This is a genomic window from Nitratidesulfovibrio sp. HK-II, from assembly GCF_003402415.2.
Lineage (GTDB): Bacteria > Desulfobacterota > Desulfovibrionia > Desulfovibrionales > Desulfovibrionaceae > Cupidesulfovibrio.
Genome location: NZ_AP036014.1, coordinates 1,472,501 through 1,490,027, shown reverse-complemented (window position 1 = coordinate 1,490,027; position 17,527 = coordinate 1,472,501). Strand labels below are relative to the sequence as shown.

The 17,527-nt window shown below is 67.3% G+C and carries 15 protein-coding genes and 2 rRNA genes (1 of these 17 only partly in view); 9 read left to right on the top strand and 8 right to left on the bottom strand.

Features of this window, described 5'->3' with window-relative positions; genetic code table 11:
* Nucleotides 1-9: 9 nt before the first annotated feature.
* On the bottom strand, nt 10-351 hold the full coding sequence (locus RVX_RS05965; RefSeq protein ID WP_116305128.1) for a PilZ domain-containing protein: 342 nt from the start codon (nt 349-351) through the stop codon (nt 10-12).
* Between the two features lie 204 nt (nt 352-555).
* Nucleotides 556-1,335, bottom strand: a complete 780-nt coding sequence (locus tag RVX_RS05960) for a hypothetical protein (RefSeq protein WP_116305127.1) — start codon at nt 1,333-1,335, stop codon at nt 556-558.
* A gap of 180 nt (nt 1,336-1,515) precedes the next feature.
* Here RVX_RS05960 and RVX_RS05955 point away from each other — a divergent pair, with 180 nt between their 5' ends.
* A complete protein-coding gene (locus RVX_RS05955; RefSeq protein ID WP_420192421.1) occupies nt 1,516-2,103 on the top strand; it encodes a CinA family protein in 588 nt (195 codons plus the stop codon).
* Nucleotides 2,100-2,957 carry an RNA 2',3'-cyclic phosphodiesterase gene (gene thpR, locus RVX_RS05950; protein ID WP_230404425.1) on the top strand — a complete coding sequence of 286 codons (858 nt, stop codon included), beginning with the start codon at nt 2,100-2,102 and terminating at the stop codon, nt 2,955-2,957. The genes RVX_RS05955 and thpR overlap by 4 nt, the downstream gene beginning before the upstream one ends.
* 244 nt (nt 2,958-3,201) lie before the next feature.
* Here thpR and RVX_RS05945 read toward each other — a convergent pair whose 3' ends face one another.
* The gene (locus RVX_RS05945) at nt 3,202-3,759 is read right to left on the bottom strand and encodes a hypothetical protein (RefSeq protein ID WP_116305125.1); all 558 of its coding nucleotides are present in this window, start codon (nt 3,757-3,759) and stop codon (nt 3,202-3,204) included.
* Between the two features lie 255 nt (nt 3,760-4,014).
* Here RVX_RS05945 and RVX_RS05940 point away from each other — a divergent pair, with 255 nt between their 5' ends.
* Nucleotides 4,015-4,458 carry a universal stress protein gene (locus RVX_RS05940; protein ID WP_116305124.1) on the top strand — a complete coding sequence of 148 codons (444 nt, stop codon included), beginning with the start codon at nt 4,015-4,017 and terminating at the stop codon, nt 4,456-4,458.
* Between the two features lie 194 nt (nt 4,459-4,652).
* On the opposite strand, the gene RVX_RS05935 is transcribed toward RVX_RS05940, so the two are convergent.
* Nucleotides 4,653-6,047: an NAD(P)/FAD-dependent oxidoreductase gene (locus tag RVX_RS05935; protein ID WP_420192420.1), complete on the bottom strand. Its 1,395-nt coding sequence runs from the start codon at nt 6,045-6,047 to the stop codon at nt 4,653-4,655.
* Between the two features lie 357 nt (nt 6,048-6,404).
* Between RVX_RS05935 and hisC the strand changes: the two genes are divergently transcribed.
* Nucleotides 6,405-7,559, top strand: coding sequence for a histidinol-phosphate transaminase (hisC, locus tag RVX_RS05930; RefSeq protein WP_116305123.1), 1,155 nt, complete (start codon nt 6,405-6,407; stop codon nt 7,557-7,559).
* Between the two features lie 52 nt (nt 7,560-7,611).
* Complete coding sequence (cmk, locus tag RVX_RS05925) at nt 7,612-8,271, top strand: (d)CMP kinase (RefSeq protein WP_116305122.1); 660 nt, start codon at nt 7,612-7,614, stop codon at nt 8,269-8,271.
* Between the two features lie 437 nt (nt 8,272-8,708).
* Here cmk and uraA read toward each other — a convergent pair whose 3' ends face one another.
* Entirely contained in the window at nt 8,709-9,995 is a 1,287-nt protein-coding gene (uraA, locus tag RVX_RS05920; RefSeq protein ID WP_116305121.1) for a uracil permease, read from the bottom strand.
* A gap of 155 nt (nt 9,996-10,150) precedes the next feature.
* Nucleotides 10,151-10,777 (bottom strand): uracil phosphoribosyltransferase, encoded by a 627-nt coding sequence (gene upp, locus RVX_RS05915; protein WP_116305120.1) that lies wholly within the window; start codon nt 10,775-10,777, stop codon nt 10,151-10,153.
* 108 nt (nt 10,778-10,885) lie between these two features.
* Between upp and RVX_RS05910 the strand changes: the two genes are divergently transcribed.
* The 4 genes from RVX_RS05910 to RVX_RS05895 all read left to right on the top strand — a co-directional run bounded on the left by RVX_RS05910 (nt 10,886) and on the right by RVX_RS05895 (nt 15,871).
* The gene (locus tag RVX_RS05910) at nt 10,886-12,766 is read left to right on the top strand and encodes a dephospho-CoA kinase (protein ID WP_116305119.1); all 1,881 of its coding nucleotides are present in this window, start codon (nt 10,886-10,888) and stop codon (nt 12,764-12,766) included.
* 11 nt (nt 12,767-12,777) lie between these two features.
* On the top strand, nt 12,778-13,521 hold the full coding sequence (locus RVX_RS05905) for a rhomboid family intramembrane serine protease (protein WP_116305118.1): 744 nt from the start codon (nt 12,778-12,780) through the stop codon (nt 13,519-13,521).
* 392 nt (nt 13,522-13,913) lie between these two features.
* Complete coding sequence (locus tag RVX_RS05900; RefSeq protein WP_116305117.1) at nt 13,914-14,702, top strand: ABC transporter ATP-binding protein; 789 nt, start codon at nt 13,914-13,916, stop codon at nt 14,700-14,702.
* 2 nt (nt 14,703-14,704) lie between these two features.
* Complete coding sequence (locus RVX_RS05895; protein WP_116305116.1) at nt 14,705-15,871, top strand: SufB/SufD family protein; 1,167 nt, start codon at nt 14,705-14,707, stop codon at nt 15,869-15,871.
* 620 nt (nt 15,872-16,491) lie between these two features.
* On the opposite strand, the gene rrf is transcribed toward RVX_RS05895, so the two are convergent.
* Nucleotides 16,492-16,606, bottom strand: a 5S ribosomal RNA gene (gene rrf, locus RVX_RS05890).
* 103 nt (nt 16,607-16,709) lie between these two features.
* Nucleotides 16,710-17,527, bottom strand: a 23S ribosomal RNA gene (locus tag RVX_RS05885); it runs 2,110 nt beyond the window's last position.

Sequence of the window (17,527 nt, the reverse complement as noted above, 5' to 3'; positions counted from 1 at the left end):
ACGCCGGGATTACGTAAGGCCGGTCAGGGCGCGCAGGAACAGGCTGGCCTCTGGCGACACCGCCGAAAAGCTCAACCGCACGTCGTTGCCGGTGCCGCGCACCACCCGGGCGGGCAGGCCCATTTCCTCGCCCTTGGCGTTCTGCACGAACAGCGTGCACACGGTGCCCTCGGGAAACTTGCCGCGCACGGCGCACCGCGCGCCGGTGAGGCTGACGTCCCAGGTCATCACCGAAAAGCCGTAACCGGAAATCTCGATGCGGCCCTTGTACCGCCCCGCCACACGGGCGGCGCGCCTGCGCTCGCCGCCGGACTTGGCGGCGGGTTCGGCCGCCGGTTGTTTCGCGTCCATGTCTTCTCCCCTCTTGCGTGGCGTGCGCCGCGTGCGGCCCCTGCGCGCGGCGCACCTTCTGCTGTGCGTTGGGCACGCATGGACCGCCCCATTTCGGTCCATGCCCGCCGTGTCTGCAACGTCCGTCGTGTTCGGCCCGCCACCGGCTGGCCGGATGTCCCGGCTTGCCGGACGGCTGGCCCGCAGCGTGTCATCGAAAAAATGTCATTCCTGCGTACGCTCCACGCGCGCCAGCACTTCGGCCGCACGGTTACGCCGCTCGTCCCATGCCTTGCGGGCGAAGGAACGCAAGGTGCGCGCGGCCGCGTCCGGCGGCGGCAGTTCCGGCAGGTCGGGCAATTCGGGCACCCGCTCGTCCAGGCACGGCAGGGCCAGCGTGGCGTCCAGCGCGCACGAATAGCCGTCCATGCCGCCGCCAGCCACCCGCAGTTTGTCCTGTCCCTGCACGTCCATGGACCGCGCCATGCCCAGCACGCACGAGGGCGAATGGTCGCGGTTGACCTTCTCCACCATCCGATTGATCTCGCCCGCCCAGCGGCGGTACCGCCGGTAGCCCAGACGGCGCACCTTGCCCGGCCGCCCCGGCACGGGCGTGGCCGTGCCGTTGACATAGTCGTCGAAGGCGCGCCAAGCGTCCTCGTACACGTCCTGCAGCAGTTTTTCGTAACGGCCGCGCCGGGTCCAGGCAAAGGGCAGGTCGCGGTGCGGGCAGCGTTCGCCGGAGTCGACCAGGGACAGGAAGTCCACGGGCACTCCCAGCGCAAGCCACAGCCGTTCGGCCATGTCCCTGCCGGTCAGCAGGTCCGACAGCCACGCCGCCAGGCACAGGGCGCGCTGGCTGGCCCGACGCAGTTCGTCCTCGCGGGCGCGGAACAGTTCGATTTCGTCGTCCACGGCCTTGCGCGCGGAAAAGAAGGTCTCGGCCATCTCGCTGAGCACTTCATCCTGCAGGGCGGAAACCATCTCCTCACGCTGGTCGGTCATCGCGTCTCCATGGCTGCTTGTCGGCCACCAGAGTAGCAGCGCTGGCAGCCCGTAGCAAGCGCGCCACTTGCCGCGCAGGTTCCTCGGTGGTAGCCGGGCGGAAGGATGCGCGCCACGCGCCGTCCGCCACGCCCGCACCACGCCCGCACCACGCTCAACCCCGTCCATCAGGAGCCGCCCATGCCCCCCGCCCCATGTGTCCCGCACGCCCCCGAAGCCGGTTCCCGGCCCTGCTCTCACGCCCTTTCCCGCCCCGCCGAGGCCCCGCACGCGCGCATCCGATTGCTGGGGCAACGGCTGGTGGCGCGGGGGGCCACGCTGGCCACGGCGGAATCGTGCACCGGCGGGCTCATCGCCGCGCTGTGCACGGACGTGCCGGGCAGTTCCGCGTGGTTCACGGGGGGGGTGGTGGCGTACGCCAACGAGGTGAAGCGCGACGTGCTGCGGGTGGACCCGGTCCTGCTGGCTACACACGGGGCGGTGAGCGAGCCCGTGGTGCGCGCCATGGCCGCGGGGGTACGCCGCCTGACCGGGACGCGCTACGCCGTGGCCGTTTCCGGCGTGGCCGGGCCCGATGGCGGCACCCCGGAAAAACCCGTGGGCACGGTATGGCTGGCCGTGGCCGACGGAGATACCGTACACGCGCGACGCTTGCTGTTCCCCGGCGACCGGGCCTCCGTACGCCTGGCCACGGCCCAGGCCGCCGTGGAAACCCTGCTGGCCCTGCTCGGGGAGCAGGAGCCGCCCCGGGAAACGGACGCGCCATGAACGGCCGCCCTGTTTCCGAGTCTGGCGGAGACGTGGGCGCTGCCGCCCCCGCCGATCAGTCGGGGCAATCCTGCCAGTCTGCCCAAAAGGGCGCTGAGCCTGCTGTGCGCTGCTTCGTGGGGCTGCCCCTGCCTCAGGAATGGCAAGACCGGCTGGCCATGCTGCGCGACCACCTGCGCGCGCCCGGCCGCACGCCCGCCGATGCCCGCCAACCGGCGCTGGCCGACCTGCTGCGCCGCCTGCGCTGGACGCCCCCCGGCAACTGGCACCTGACCCTGCGTTTTCTGGGCAATGTGCCCACTCCGCGCATTCCGGAACTCACCACGGCGCTGGCCGAAGTGGCCTTCGCCCCGTTCACGCTGGCCGTGGGCAGGGCCGGGGCGTTCCCCGCCAGGGGCGCGCCGCGCGTGTTGTGGCTGGGCCTGACGCGGGGCGGGAAGGAGTGCGCATCCCTTGCCGGGGCCGTCAATGCGGCGCTGGCCCCGCTGGGCTTCGCACCGGAGGGCCGCCCCTTTGCGCCGCACCTCACGCTGGCCCGCGTGCACGCGGCGCGGGGCATCGACCGCCCCGAACACGACCGGCAGGAACACGGACCAAGGGGCGCTGAACGGGTGGCTTGCACACGCCCGGAGGGCGAATCGGCTTTCCCCGCTTTTCCGCAGGCGGCGGGCGCGCGCGCGGCCCTGCTGGCGGCCCTGCTGGCGGCCCTGCTGGCGGCCATTGACGCCGGAATCACCCGTGCCGCCTCGCCCTGGCCCGCCTGCATGGTGCGCGAAATGGTGCTGTGGCGCAGCGACCTTGGCGGCCCCCACCCGGTGTACACCCCGCTGGCCGTGCTGCCCGCGCGGGGATGATGTTCGGTCCGCCTCGTCCCCTCAGAGCAGTTCCGGTGCCGCTTGTTTGAATTTGCCTCGCGCAACCACGCCAACACACCATAATCATGTAAAAACGGAAAACGCCGCGCCCGAAGGCGCGGCGTCGTGCCGCTCTGTCATGCCGTCTCCCCGCCGGGGCGAGGGAACGGCACGCCGCTGACGGGCTCACCGTACATCCCCGCCGCACGTCCCGCGCGACGGGGAAAGGTCGGTTTGCCCAGGCCTACGAGGCGTAATCGCCCCTGTTGAACTTGAACTTCTCCGTGGCGGCCATCACTTCGAGTTCGTTGACCACGGCCGCGAGCCCTTCGTGGTCGGAAAGGTTGGGCATGGTCTGCTTGAGGTCGCGCAACGAACTGTCGATGCCTTGCAGCATCGAATACGCGCCGCGCAGCCCGCCGGAAGACGCCCCCTGCCCCAGTTCGCGGGCGTAGGCGTCCCAGTTGTCGAGCAGCCCGTCCAGTTGCGCCATGGCCTCATCGAGGCCGGTCGCATCGGCGGAGGTGGCGTCCACTCCGTTCACGCCATCCACCGTCGAGGCCATGAGCAACGGGTCGATGCCCGCCGCCCCCGGCGGCACCACGGACGCAGCGGACTGCGACGCCTCGGTGCCTGCCAGCTCCTGCGAAAGCAGCGCGCCGAAGTCGCCCACAGATCCGGTGGCGCTCACGCCCCCGGTGGTCTTCTTCTGCGTCTGCTCCTGCCGTTGCAGGGCCTCCAGTTGTTCCGTGCCGATCTTCATGACGTCCCCCATGTCAGGGATGTAGCGCATGTCGTGCATGCAGGGTCCGACCGTGCCGAAGCAAGAACCCTGCCACGGGCATCATTCATGGAACCGCCTGAAATTCATGGCTCCCACTTTCGTGAACAGCGGGAAAAAGCTGCCGGGCGGCACGGCTTGCCCACAACCGGACAGTACGCATGAAATCCGCCCTTGTCTATTTCACCCGCAGGGCATACTGTAAGAATACGAAGAGGTTCAGACTGCCACCCGGCCCCGAGAGGGGCACGGAACCCGTAACCACGGAGGAACACCATGAAGGACTTCAAGAAGATTCTCTGCGCCGTGGACTTTTCCGAGCACAGCAAGGACGTTGCCGAATACGCATCCTCTTTCGCCAGGATGGCTGGCGCATCGGTGCTGGTGCTGTACGCCGCCCCCTCGCTCAGCCAGTACGTGGGCTTCCACGTGCCGCCGAACTCCATCGAGAACTTCGTGGGCGAGATCGTGTCCGGTGCGGAAAAGGCCATGGAATCGTTCGTGGCCGAAAATTTCCAGGGCATCAAGGCCGAGGGGCGCATCGTCACCGGCTATGCGGCCGAGGAAATCCTGGGCATCGCCGACAAGGAAGGCGCGGACGTGATCATCATGGGCACCCATGGCCGCAAGGGGCTGGACCGCATCCTGTTCGGCTCGGTGGCCGAAAAGGTGGTCAAGAGCGCCCGCCAGCCGGTGCTGACCATCCGTCCTTCGGTGTAGCCCGCAGGGCGGCCGGACGACTACAGGGAATGGCCGCCGGGCCATAGAGCCCTGTTCCCCATTGCCCTACTCATTGAAGACCAGGGGCCGTCGCGAACCGTTCGCGGCGGCCCTTTCCGTTTACTTCCCGTGATGAGAGGCGTTCCGGAACATTCCCCGCTCAACCTCCGTCCCTTTTGCTCCCTTGCGCAAGGTCATGACGCGGCTTGGCCCGTCCCCTTGGCCCCTTCGGCATCCCGCCCGTTCCCGGCCCCGGCATCCGCGCCGTCCGCCACCTCCGGCGGGGCCTCGCACACTGCGTCGTCCATGGCCACGCGCGGCAGGATGAGCCGCACCGAACGCTCGAAGAACAGGTAATCCCACGCCCAATTCACCAGCACGAACAGCCGGTTGCGGAAGCCGATCAGGTAGGCCAGGTGCACGAACAGCCACAGCACCCAGGCCCACAGCCCGGAAAAGGCAAAGCGCCCCAGCCGCACCACCGCCGCCTGCCGCCCGATGGTGGCCATGGCCCCCTTGTCGCGGTACCGGAAGACCTTGGCCTTGCCGCCCTGCAGCAGCCGCAGCACGTTGGCCGCCGCATGGCGGCCCTGCTGGGTGGCGTTGGGGGCGATCATGGGCGGATTCTGTCCCTCGGGCAGCGAAAGGTCGCCCACCACGTGGATTTCCGGGTGCCCGTCCACCTGCAGGGTGGGCAGCACCGGCACGCGGCCGCCCCGCCCCACGGGCAGGCCCAGCGCCGCCGCCACGTCGTGCCCGCGCACCCCGGCCGTCCAGGCCACGGTGCACGTGGCGATGCGCATGCCGTCACCCAGGCGCACGTCGGTGGGCCCCACCTCGGCCACCCCGGCCTTGGTGCGCACCTCCACGCCCATCAGGGCCAGACGGTCGCGGGCGTAGGTGCGCAACTGCTCGGGAAAGCCGGTCAGCAGCCCGTCGGCGGCCTCCAGCAGCACGATGCGGGCGGGCGTCTTGCCCGCCAGTTCCGGAAAGTCGCGCGCCAGCGGGGTGCGCACCAGTTCCGCCAGCGCCCCGGCAAACTCCACGCCGGTGGGCCCGCCGCCCACCACGGTGAAGGTCAGCAGCGCGGCGCGCCGGGCCGGGTCTTCGGTCAGGCTGGCGCGCTCGAAGCAGGCCAGGATGTGGTTGCGCAGGCGCACCGCATCTTCCAGCGATTTCAGGGTGTAGGCGTTTTCCGCCGCGCCGGGCACCCCGAAGAACGAGGTAAGGCTGCCCGGCGCAAGAATCAGGTGGTCGTAGGGAATGTCCGGCCCGTCGGTGTGCAGCACCCGCCGCGCGCCATCCACGCCGCGCACCTCCGCCAGCGCCACGCTGACGCGGTCCTGCCGCCGGAACACCCCGCGCAAGGGGTAGGCAATCTGCTCCGGCTCTATCTCGGCCGCCGCCACCTGGTACAGCAGCGGCAAAAAGGTATGGTAGTTGTTGCGGTCCACCAGCACCACGTCCACCCGGCCGGACCGGGCCAGCCGCCGCGCCGCCCACAGCCCGCCGAAGCCCCCCCCCACGATGACCACGCGGGGCCTGCCGGTACCGCGCGAGAACCTGTCCGTATCGTTCTGGCCGATCATGATCTGCCTCCGTGTGTGCCGTCCCGCGTGTATCCGCATGAGTGTTCGCATCGCCCCGCGGACCATGTGCCCGCGAAACAAGACGTACTGCACGCCGCGCTCGGGCACGCGGCCATCCTTCACGATATACGCACCCGGCGGACGGGGGCAAGGGGCAAGGGGCCAGCAGAAGATGCGCCCCACGCAGGAAGAGGGCGAAGCACGCGCAGACGGGGCAAGCCCCGGCTTCACCACCGCACGGCCATCACCGCGCCGCCCCTTGCGCTGTGCGCGCCCCTTGGACTATCTGATGGGTCTTCCGCGACGACGGGCGCACCCCCGCCCCGCCGCGCGCCCAACGAAGGAGCACGTTCCACCATGAGCGCCGACACAAGCGCCCCCAGCGGTCTTCCGTTCGCCTCGCCCGACGCCGTGCGGCCCGAGGTGCGCGGATTCAAGCCGTACACGCCCGGCCTGTCCATCGACGAAATCCGCGACAGGTACGGCCTTGCCCACGTCATCAAGCTGGCCAGCAACGAAAATCCGCTGGGCACCTCGCCGGTGGTGCAGCAGGCCCTGCGCCAGAAGGCGGACCTGGCCTTCCGCTACGCCCAGTCGGGCAACCCGCGCCTGACGGCGGCCATCGCCGCGCATCACGGCGTGCCCGCCGAGCGCGTGGTGGCGGGCAACGGCTCGGACGAGATCATCGACCTCATTGTGCGGGTGCGCGCGGTGCCGGGCGTGCACAACGTGGTGGCGTTCAACCCGTGCTTCAGCATCTACGAGTTGCAGACCCGCCTCGCGGGCGTGGAATTCCGCCAGGCCCCGCTGGCGGCGGACTTTTCGTTCGACTGGGACGGGCTGCTGGCCCTGGTGGACGACGCCACCGCCGTGGTGTTCGTGACCACGCCGGACAACCCCTCCGGCTTCTGCCCGCCCGTGGCCGACCTGGAACGGCTGGCACGCGCCCTGCCCACCGGCTGCCTGCTGGTGGTGGACGAGGCGTACATGGACTTCTGCGGCGACGAGGCGGCCCACTCGCTGCTTGCGCGCATCGACGAATTTCCCAACCTTGCCGTGTTGCGCACCTTTTCCAAGAGCTTCGGCCTGGCCGGGCTGCGCCTGGGCTACGGCATCCTGCCCGTGCAACTGGCCGACTACCTGCGCCGGGTGCGGCTGCCGTTCAGCGTGAACATCCTGGCCGAAGAGGCGGGCATGGCCGCGCTGGCGGACGAGGTGTTCCGCGCCGAGACCCTGCGCGTGACCACCGAGGGGCGCGACGCGCTGACGGCCGGGCTGGCCGCGCTGGGCTGCCACGTGTACCCCAGCAAGGCCAACTTCCTGATGTTCCGCCCGGCCTCGGGCGGGAAGGGCGCGGCGCACCTGTTCGAGGAACTGCTGCGGCGCGGCATCATCATCCGCCCGCTGAAAAGCTACGGCCTGCCCGACCTCTTGCGCGTCAGCGTGGGCAGCCCGGACGAGAACGCGGCGTTCCTGAAGGCCGCCGGGGAGATCATGTCCCATGCCGGGTAAATGTTGCGCCTGTTCCAAGGCAGCCGGAAGCACCGGTGCGCCCACCGTTCCCGTGGTCACCCTGGACGGCCCGGCGGGCGTGGGCAAGACCACCCTGGCCAAGCGCCTTGCCGATGCGCTGGGCGTGGCTTACCTGGACACCGGGGCCATGTTCCGTACCCTGGCCTGGAAGCTGGGCCCCGGCGCGCACGAACTGCCGGAAGGCGAGCTGCGCGCCCGGCTGGAAGGCTTCTGCTTCGCGCTGTCCGGTGCGGGCGGGGCCTCCGTGCTGTCCTGCAACGGCGTGCCCGTGGGCGAGGAAATCCGCACCGAGGAAGTGGCGGCCCTTGCCTCGCGCATCGCCACCCTGCCGGTGGTGCGCGAGCGGCTGAAGGCGGCGCAACAGGCCCTTGGGGCCTCCTGCGCCCTGGTGGTGGAAGGTCGCGACATGGGCACCGTGGTGTTTCCCGCCGCGCGGCACAAGTTCTTCCTGGACGCAACGCCCGAGGAACGCGCCCGCCGCCGCTGTCTGCAACTGGAAGCGCAGGGCCAGCCCGCCGATCTCGCAACCATCGCCGCCCAGATCCGCGAACGGGACGACATGGACCGCAACCGCGCCGTGGCCCCGCTGCGACCCGCCGACGATGCCGTCACGGTGGACACCACCACCCTCGACATCGACGGCGTGTTCGACGAACTTACCCGGCACATGGCCGCGCGCGGCGGGTTGTAGCCATCATCACTGACTTTCCCTCGGCTTTTCATGCAAACGGCCCGCACTTCGTGTGAAGCGCGGGCCGTATCATTTGAACGGGCACTTTTTTTGTTCGCCTCCGGCGGGCAAAGGGCTATCGCGCGTTGCGATCGCCATCCGCGCTTTGCGGCCCCTGTCCGTAAGGTTCGCTTTGCTCACCAACGGCTAGGGCAATGCTCGAAGACTCGCATAACGGCTGCTGTTCTGCACTCCCGTTTCGGCGGAACCGTGGATAAACATACTAACCCTGGCGTTGCGAATATCCCTCTCTACCTCCACAAAAAAACATCCCCGCCGCGTTACCGCGACAGGGATGCAATGAACCAAATGAAAAGTTTGCGGGAGGGGTGGGGGTTCGGGGGAAGGGAGGGGGCTTTTCAAAGCCCCCTCCCTTCCCCCGATTATCCTCAATACTCTTACAAATCCGTTTGCGAACTGGCCACCCCGCTGCGATCCAGCACATGGAAGATCAGCGACAGGATCATGCCCACCACGGTGGCGAGGGCCATGCCCTTGAGCTGCACCGAGCCGACCTGCACGGGCACGCCGCTGATGCCGGTAATGAACACGATGGCGGTCAGGGTGAGGTTGGCGGGCTTGGAGTAGTCCACCCGCGATTCCACCAGCATGCGGATGCCCGAAGCGGCGATGACGCCGAAGAGCAGGATGCAGATGCCGCCCATGACCGGGGTGGGGATGGACTGGATGAGCGCGGAGAGCTTGCCCACGAAGGCCAGCAGGATGGAGATGATGGCCGCGCCGCCGATGACCCACACCGAGTACACGCGGGTGATGGCCATGACGCCGATGTTCTCGCCGTAGGTGGTGGTGGGCACGGAGCCGAAGAAGCCGGACAGCACGGTGGACACGCCGTCGCCCATGAGCGAGCGGTGCAGGCCGGGGTCGCGGGTCAGGTCGCGCTCCACGATGTTGCCGGTGACCACCAGGTGGCCGATGTGCTCGGAAATGACCACCAGCGCGGCGGGAATGATGATCAGAATGGTGTTGATGTCGAACTTGGGCATGTACACGGTGGGGGTGGCCAGCACGGGGGCGGCGGCCACGCCGCCGAAGTTCACCGCGCCAAGGGCCATGGACACCACGTAGCCCACGGCGATGCCGGTGAGCACGGGGATGATGGCCATGAAACCCCGGAACAGCACCGAGCCGAAGGCCACGGTGAGCAGCGTGCTCATGGAGATGATGATGGCGGTGGAGTTGTACACGCCGTTGGCGTCGGGCATGACGCCGGCCATGCCGGTGGCCACCCCGGCCAGTTCAAGGCCGATCAGGGCCACGATGGGTCCCATGGTGGCGGGCGGCAGCACCACGCCGATCCAGTCCGGGCCGAACTTCCAGATGATCAGGGCCACGGAGATGAAGATGCAGCCCGAGGCGATGAACCCGCCCAGCGCGTAGGAGTAGTTGGCCCCCCACATGGCCTGGTCCGCGCCCAGCACCACGAACACGGGCGACAGGAAGGCGAAGCTGGACCCCAGGAAGGCCGGGGCCTTTCCCTTGCAGAGCACGAGGTAGATCAGAGTGCCGATGCCGTTCATCAGCAGCACGATGGCCGGATCGATCTTGAACAGCGTGGGCACCAGTACCGATGCCCCGAACATTGCGAAAAGGTGCTGGAAGCTCAGGGGAATGCCCTGAAGAAACGGTACCTTTTCCTCCACCTGGATGGTCTTTCTGGCCATGGCCCTCTCCGGAAATGTGCTGATGTGGTGCGTGGTGCCGCGCGGGGATGATGCCCTTGGGTACGCCGGTCGAAGGGGGCAACCGCCAACGGCGGGGCGGCGAGGCCCCTCACAAAAAGGGGCGGGACATTTGCTGTCCCGCCCCGTGGTGCGCCTTATTTGGTGCCGAATATCTTGTCGCCCGCGTCGCCGAGGCCGGGCAGGATGTAGCCGTGCTCGTTGAGCCGCTCGTCGACGGAGGCAACGTAGATGTCCACGTCGGGATGGCGTTCGGTGACCTTCTTGATGCCTTCCGGCGCGGCCACCAGGAACAGCCCCTTGATCTGGGGGCAGCCCGCTTCCTTCAGCAGGTCGATGGTGGCGTTCAGGGTGCCGCCGGTGGCCAGCATGGGGTCGATGATGATGGCCATGCGCTCTTCGATGTTCTTGGCCAGCTTCACGTAGTACTTGACCGGTTCCAGCGTTTCTTCGTTGCGGAACATGCCGACGACGCTGACCTTCGCGCCGGGGATCATGTCCAGCAGGCCGTCCAGCATGCCAAGGCCCGCGCGCAGGATGGGCACCACGGTGATCTTCTTGCCGCGGATCTGCTCCACCTCGACAGGCCCGGCCCACCCCTGTATGGTGACCTTCTCCGTTTCGAGGTCCTTGGTGGCCTCGTAGGTAAGCAGTCGGCATATTTCGTTGGAAATGGCGCGAAACTCGCTTACGGGCACGTCGTGCTGACGCAGAATGCCCAGCTTGTGCTTGACCAGCGGATGATTCACCACGGTAACGGCCACGATAGGTCTCCTTGTCTGTCTCGGTGCGCGGGGCGCTTGCCCCCCAAACGCACAGGTTGTAAAAAACACGCCCCCATCGGTCAAGTGAAAGCACAACCGTTGCCAAACATGTCGAATTCACCGCCCCCCCCGGCCGAAGCGCGCACCCATTCCTTCACCGTCCCCCCGGAGCACGCCGGACAACGGCTGGACCGCTTTCTGGGCGATGCCATGGCCGGGTTGGGCGATGCGGATGGGCACGCCGACGCCATCTCTCGCGAGAAGGTCAAGCGGGCCATCCGCGACGGGGCCGCCACGGTGCAGGGCCGCGCCTGCACCGTGCCCAACACCCGTGTGGAGCCGGGCCAGACGGTCACGCTCACCCTTGCCGTGCCCGCCGCCAGGGTGACGCCCGAGGAAGGCGAACTGGCCGTGCTGTACCGCGACGCCGCCATCGCCGTGCTGGACAAGCCCGCCGGGCTCACCGTGCACCCCTGCCCCAGTTGCCCGGAAGGCACGCTGGTGCACCGGCTGGTGCGCCACTTTCCCGAACTGGCCGCGCAAGAGGGCTTTCGCCCCGGCATCGTGCACCGCATCGACAAGGACACCAGCGGTCTTCTGCTGGTGGCCCTGACCGAGGCGGTGCGCCTGGAACTTTCACGGGCCTTTGCAGAGCGCGAGGTGAACAAGGAATACCTGGCCCTGGTGCACGGCGTGCCCGCCCCGGCGGGCGACATCGACGCGCCCATCGGCCGCCATCCGCTGCACAAGGTGAAGATGGCCGTGGTTCCGGAGAACCGGGGCGGCAAGCCCGCGCGCTCCGCGTGGCGGGTGCTGCTGGCCGATCCGGGCGGGCGCTTCGCACTGGTGGCGGTACGCATCTTTACCGGGCGCACCCACCAGATCAGGGTGCACATGGCCCATCTGGGCCATCCCCTGTGGCAGGACGCGGTGTACGGCCCGGGGGAGCAGTTGCCGCCGGACATGGCTGGCCAACCGGAATTTCCCCCACGCCAGATGTTGCACGCCTGGCAATTGGCCTTCCGCCACCCGGAATCGGGCGAGGACCTGCACTTCACCTGCCCGCCCCCGCAGGACTTCGCCGCGCTGGCCCTGCGCCTGTCGCGGCGCACGCAGCGGGTGGTGGTCACCGGCTCGCCGGGGTGCGGCAAATCCGCCCTGATGCGCCAGTTGGAGGACGCGGGACTGCCGGTGTGGAGCGCCGACGCGGCCGTGGCCCGGCTGTACGAAGCGGGCGGCGGCGGGCACCACCTGCTGCGCGGCCGCTACGGCGACCGTTTCGTGCCCGCGCCCGAAGGGCCGGTGGACAAGCGCGCCCTGTTCGAGGCCATGCGGGCCGACGCCGCCCTGCGCCGCGAGGTGGAGGAGATGATCCACCCCCTGGCCCGGCACGACATGGACGCGTTCTTCGCACGGGCCGAGGCAGCGGGCGAGCCCGTGGCCGTGGCCGAAGTGCCGCTGTTTCTGGAAGCGGGCTGGAAGGCGACATACTCCAGCGGCGGCGCTGGCCCCGCCGCAGGGGCGAAGACCGGCCCGGTACGCGCGGCAAGCGCGGCCGCGATGCTGCCCGACAAGAAACACAGGGGAGGCAAGGCCGCGCGCGCCTTTGCCGCAGCGTCCGGCGCGACGTCCGGCGCCAGACACGCCACCCCGGCGCACTTCGGTGCGCGCCCCGAGAGCACACCCGTCGGCGTCCTGCCCCCCGCCGCGCCTTCCATCTTGCTGGTGGGCGTGCACTGCCCTTTCGCCGAGCGTGCCCGCAGGCTGGAAACACATCGCGGCTGGCCGCCGGACATGATCGCCGCCATGGAGGCCTGGCAATGGCCCGAGGCAGACAAGATGCGCGCCTGCCATCTGGTGGTGGACAATTCCGGCACGCCGGAAGACCTCGCTCGCCGGGCGCAGGGCCTGCTGGCCGAGCTGGCCCGGCTGCGCGCCGCGCGCGACGCGCGCCTTGCCCTCCATCTTGCCTCGCTGTGGCAGGCGTGAGACGCTAGCGCATGTTCCCCCTGCGCGACACCATTCCCCGCGTGCACACCCCCTGGGCGGTGTGGTGCATCCTTGCCGCCAACCTGGCCGTATTCCTGTGGCAGCAGACGCTGACGCCGGGCGAAACCCTGCGCCTGTTCCATTTCATGGGGGTGGTGCCCGCGCGCTTCGCCCACCCGGACTGGGCGCTGACCTCCGGCTATCCGCCGGGGGGCGCAGTGGCCTTCGTTTCCCACATGTTCCTGCACGGGGGCTGGGGGCACTTTCTGGTGAACATGTGGACGCTGTGGATTTTTGGCGACAACATCGAAGACGTCATGGGGCCGCTGCGCTTCATGGTCTTCTACCTCACCTGCGGGCTGGCGGCGCTGCTGACGCACCTGGTGTTCTCCGCCTCGTCCACGGTGCCGGTGGTGGGGGCCTCCGGGGCCATCGCCGGGGTGCTCGGGGCGTACTTTCTGCTGTACCCCCACGCCAAGGTCACCACGCTGGTGCCGCTGCTGTTCATCCCGCTGATTTTCGACCTGCCCGCCGTGGTGTATCTGGGCATCTGGTTCGTCACCCAACTGTTCTCGGGACTGACCACGCTGGGCAGCGACGGCGCGGGCATCGCATGGTGGGCGCACCTGGGCGGATTCGTGGCCGGGTTCGTGCTGCTGCCCCTGTTCCGCCAGAAAGGGCGCTGCTACTACTGTCACATGCCCCAGGGGCGTGGCCGGGGCGTCATCCGCCTGCCCCATGACCCGGAGGCATGACGGAGCGACAGCCCCCGCCTGCCTTCCCTGCGCGCCGTCGCTTGGCCTGTCCAGAACCAGCCCGTTCAGAACCAATACGGCCGAATCACTCCGGCCAGACAATGCCGACCAGAAAATGCTGGCCAGACCAGTCCCGTCCGCCCTCCTCGCCCGTATCGGGACGCGCTGCCCCCTCCCCCCGTCTTTTCGCCCTGTTGCGAGTGCTTCCTCACCTTTTCCGCAGGGTTCCCCGCATTGACTTACCGGGGGGTATGCCGCATAAGTTTCGGGCTGCCGCGCGGCGGTTCGCGCCGTTTTCGCCTGCCATGCCATCCCGTTGCCACCGTGAAGGGAACAAGGCCGGGCGCACGCACCGGGCCGCGCATCGCGCAAAACATCGCAAGGGGTCCATCATGCTCGAAATACGCGACCTGCACGTCTGCATCGGCGACGTAGAGGTTCTGAAAGGCATCGATCTCAAGATAGAGGCCGGCGAGACCTTCATCCTGTTCGGTCCCAACGGCTCCGGCAAGACCACCCTGCTCATGACCCTCATGGGCTTCGCAAACTATACCGTCACCCAGGGGCAGATCCTGTTCAAGGGGCAGGACATCACCCACGCCCCCATGTACGAGCGCGCGCGGCTCGGCATCGGCATGTCGTTCCAGCGCCCGCCCACCATCCACGGCCTGAAGACCGGCCACCTGGTGAAGATGTGCGCCCGCGAGCGCGAGGTGGACGTGGAAGACCTGGCCCGGAAAGTGAACTTTGACCGGTTCCTGGAGCGCGACGTCAACGCCGGGTTCTCCGGCGGTGAAATCAAGCGGTCCGAAATGCTTCAGCTCATGGCGCAGCGGCCCGACCTCGTGCTGTTCGACGAGCCGGAATCCGGCGTGGACCTTGAGAACATGGCCCTCATCGGCCAGACAGCCCGCCAGTTGCTGGACGGCATGCCCCCGGCCTCCTGCTCGATGAAGCAGCACAAGGCCCGCTGCAAGACCTCCGGCCTGATCATCACCCACACCGGCTACATTCTCGAATACGTCAACGCCGACCGCGGCCAGGTGATGTACGACGGGCACCTGTGCTGCGAGGCGCGGCCCCGCGACATCCTCGACCACGTCAGCAAGTACGGCTACCAGGAATGCCTGCGCTGCCTCGATTCCGACGCAGCGCTCGGCCAGATCAAGGAGGCGCTGTAGCCATGGCTTTCAAGAACGTGGATCTTTCGCGCTACAGCTTCGAAGGGGCGCAGGCAGACGCCATCACCGACCTTACAACGCTGGACGAATTCGACCGCAAACGGCTGCTGTACGCTGGCATAGACGTGAACACCAAGGAGCGCAGCGGCTCGTTCATGCACATGAACCACAGCGGCGTGCACTGCAAGTCCACCCAGGAAGGGCTGGAGCTGCTGGACATCAAGCAGGCCCTCAAGCAGTACGACGGTCTGCCGCAGTACTTCTGGAAGATGGTGGACCCCAACCGCGACGAATACACCCGCGCGGCTGCGGAACACCTGCACGGCGGCTACTTCATCCGCGCCCGCAAGGGGGCGAAGATAGAAGCGCCCGTGCAGTCGTGCCTGTTCATCAAGGGCAACGGCGTGGGCCAGAACGTGCATAACGTGGTCATCGTGGAAGAAGGCGCGGAGATGCACATCATCACCGGCTGCGCCACGGCCCACGGCACGCGCGAGGCGGCCCACCTGGGCATCTCCGAATTCTTCGTGCACAAGGGCGGCAAGCTCACCTTCACCATGATCCACAACTGGGGCGAAGACACGGCGGTGCGCCCGCGCTCCGCCGGCGTGCTTGAGGAAGACGCAGTGCTGGTGAACAACTACGTGTTGCTCAAACCGGTGAAGGACCTGCAGATGTACCCGACCCTCACCCTTGCCGGACGCGGGTCGGTGGCGCGGTTCAACTCGGTCATCGTGGCCCCGGAAGGCTCGCACGTGGACACGGGCAACCGCATCCTGCTCAACGCGCCCGACACGCGCGGCGAAATCATCGCCCGCACCCTGACCACCGGCGGCACCATCATCAACCGGGGACACATCGGGGCCTACCAGGTGCCCGCGCGCGGCCACCTGGAGTGCAAGGGGCTGATCCTGGGCAGCGGCGTCATCCATGCCATTCCGGAACTGGAAGGCACCGTGGACGGCGTTGAACTGTCCCACGAGGCTGCCGTCGGCAAGATCGCGCAGGAAGAGATCGAATACCTCATGGCGCGCGGCCTGGACGAGGACGAAGCAACTTCGACCATCGTGCGCGGCTTCCTGAACGTGGACATCATGGGCCTGCCGCGCGAGCTGGAACAGGCCGTGGAAGACCAGATCAACCAGTTGGACGCGGGCGACGCCATGTAGCGCAGCAAGACGCATGCGAGCATCCTGCGGGGTGCCATGCAGCTAACGGCGGGCTCCACACGAACGCCACACGGAAAATGACGACGGGCCCCGGCAGCACGCAACTGCCGGGGCCGTCTTGCGTCTGGCAAAGAAAGGAAACAGCTGGACAGAGTGCAACTGCCGGGTCGCCTGCCCCTGGCTGCGCCCGCCATGCCCACATTTCGCGCACGGTCAGCCGCGGCCTTGTCGGCGTGGTGTCGCATCGCCGCTTCGCACATGCAGTGAGGGCGTGTTTCGCTAGCGCTTGGCGCGTCACTGTCGGCCTGACCGGCGCGCAACCAGGCACTCCCTTCGGCAGGGCGGCCGGTCCGTCCGAAAAGCTCTCCCATGCCGTGAGCAATGCCGGATATTCCGATTCACGCCAGTCTTGGCATTGTTGTGCGGACAGAAAGCCTTTGGCTCCCAGTGTCGCCGAAACTGATCAAGATATGCCAGTCTTCCTGCGGGATCCGTAAGCCAGTTGCATCCCCCGTCCCCTCGCGCCCTGTCACAAACGCACGAAGGCCCCGGTGATTTCTCACCGGGGCCTTTGCGTGATGGGTCGGGATGCGGTTTGTCGCATCCCTTTTGAAAATAAGTGCTGGCATCGGCCTACTTTCCCACGCAAGAGTACGCAGTATCATCGGCGATGGAGGGCTTAACTTCCGAGTTCGGAATGGGATCGGGTGTACCCCCTCCTCCATGGACACCAGCACAAATTTCTGGTCACCGTCCGGCAAGGCTGGCTATTGAGCGCCGCCACATCGGCCGGGACCGAAAGATGTAATCAAACAGGGTGGAAAGGAAGTGTAGAGAAGAAAACAAGGCGCACGGGCTATTAGTACTGGTCAGCTGAATGCGTCACCGCATGTATACCTCCAGCCTATCAACCGGGTTGTCTACCCGGGCCCTTCAGCTCCGAAGAGAGGGAGACCTTATCTTGAGGCAGGCTTCCCGCTTAGATGCTTTCAGCGGTTATCCCTTCCGCACATAGCTACCCTGCTGTGCCACTGGCGTGACAACAGGACCACCAGGGGTGCGTCCATCCCGGTCCTCTCGTACTAGGGACAGGCCCTCTCAAGTCTCCTACGCCCACAGAAGATAGGGACCAAACTGTCTCACGACGTTTTAAACCCAGCTCGCGTACCACTTTAAACGGCGAACAGCCGTACCCTTGGGACCTGCTTCAGCCCCAGGATGTGATGAGCCGACATCGAGGTGCCAAACCGCGCCGTCGATATGAACTCTTGGGCGCGATCAGCCTGTTATCCCCGGCGTACCTTTTATCCAATGAGCGATGGCCCTTCCATGCGGAACCACCGGATCACTAACGCCGACTTTCGTCCCTGCTCGACATGTCTGTCTTGCAGTCAAGCTCCCTTATGCGTTTGCACTCGACGCCTGGTTTCCGATCAGGCTGAGGGAACCTTTGCGTGCCTCCGTTATTGTTTGGGAGGCGACCGCCCCAGTCAAACTACCCACCAGACACTGTCTCCATCCCGGGTAACGGGCATGGATTAGAGCCTTAGACTTGCAAGGGTGGTATTTCAAGGATGGCTCCCCCCATACTGGCGTACAGAGTTCACAGCCTCCCACCTATCCTACACATGCAAGCCCAAAACCCAATGTCAAGCT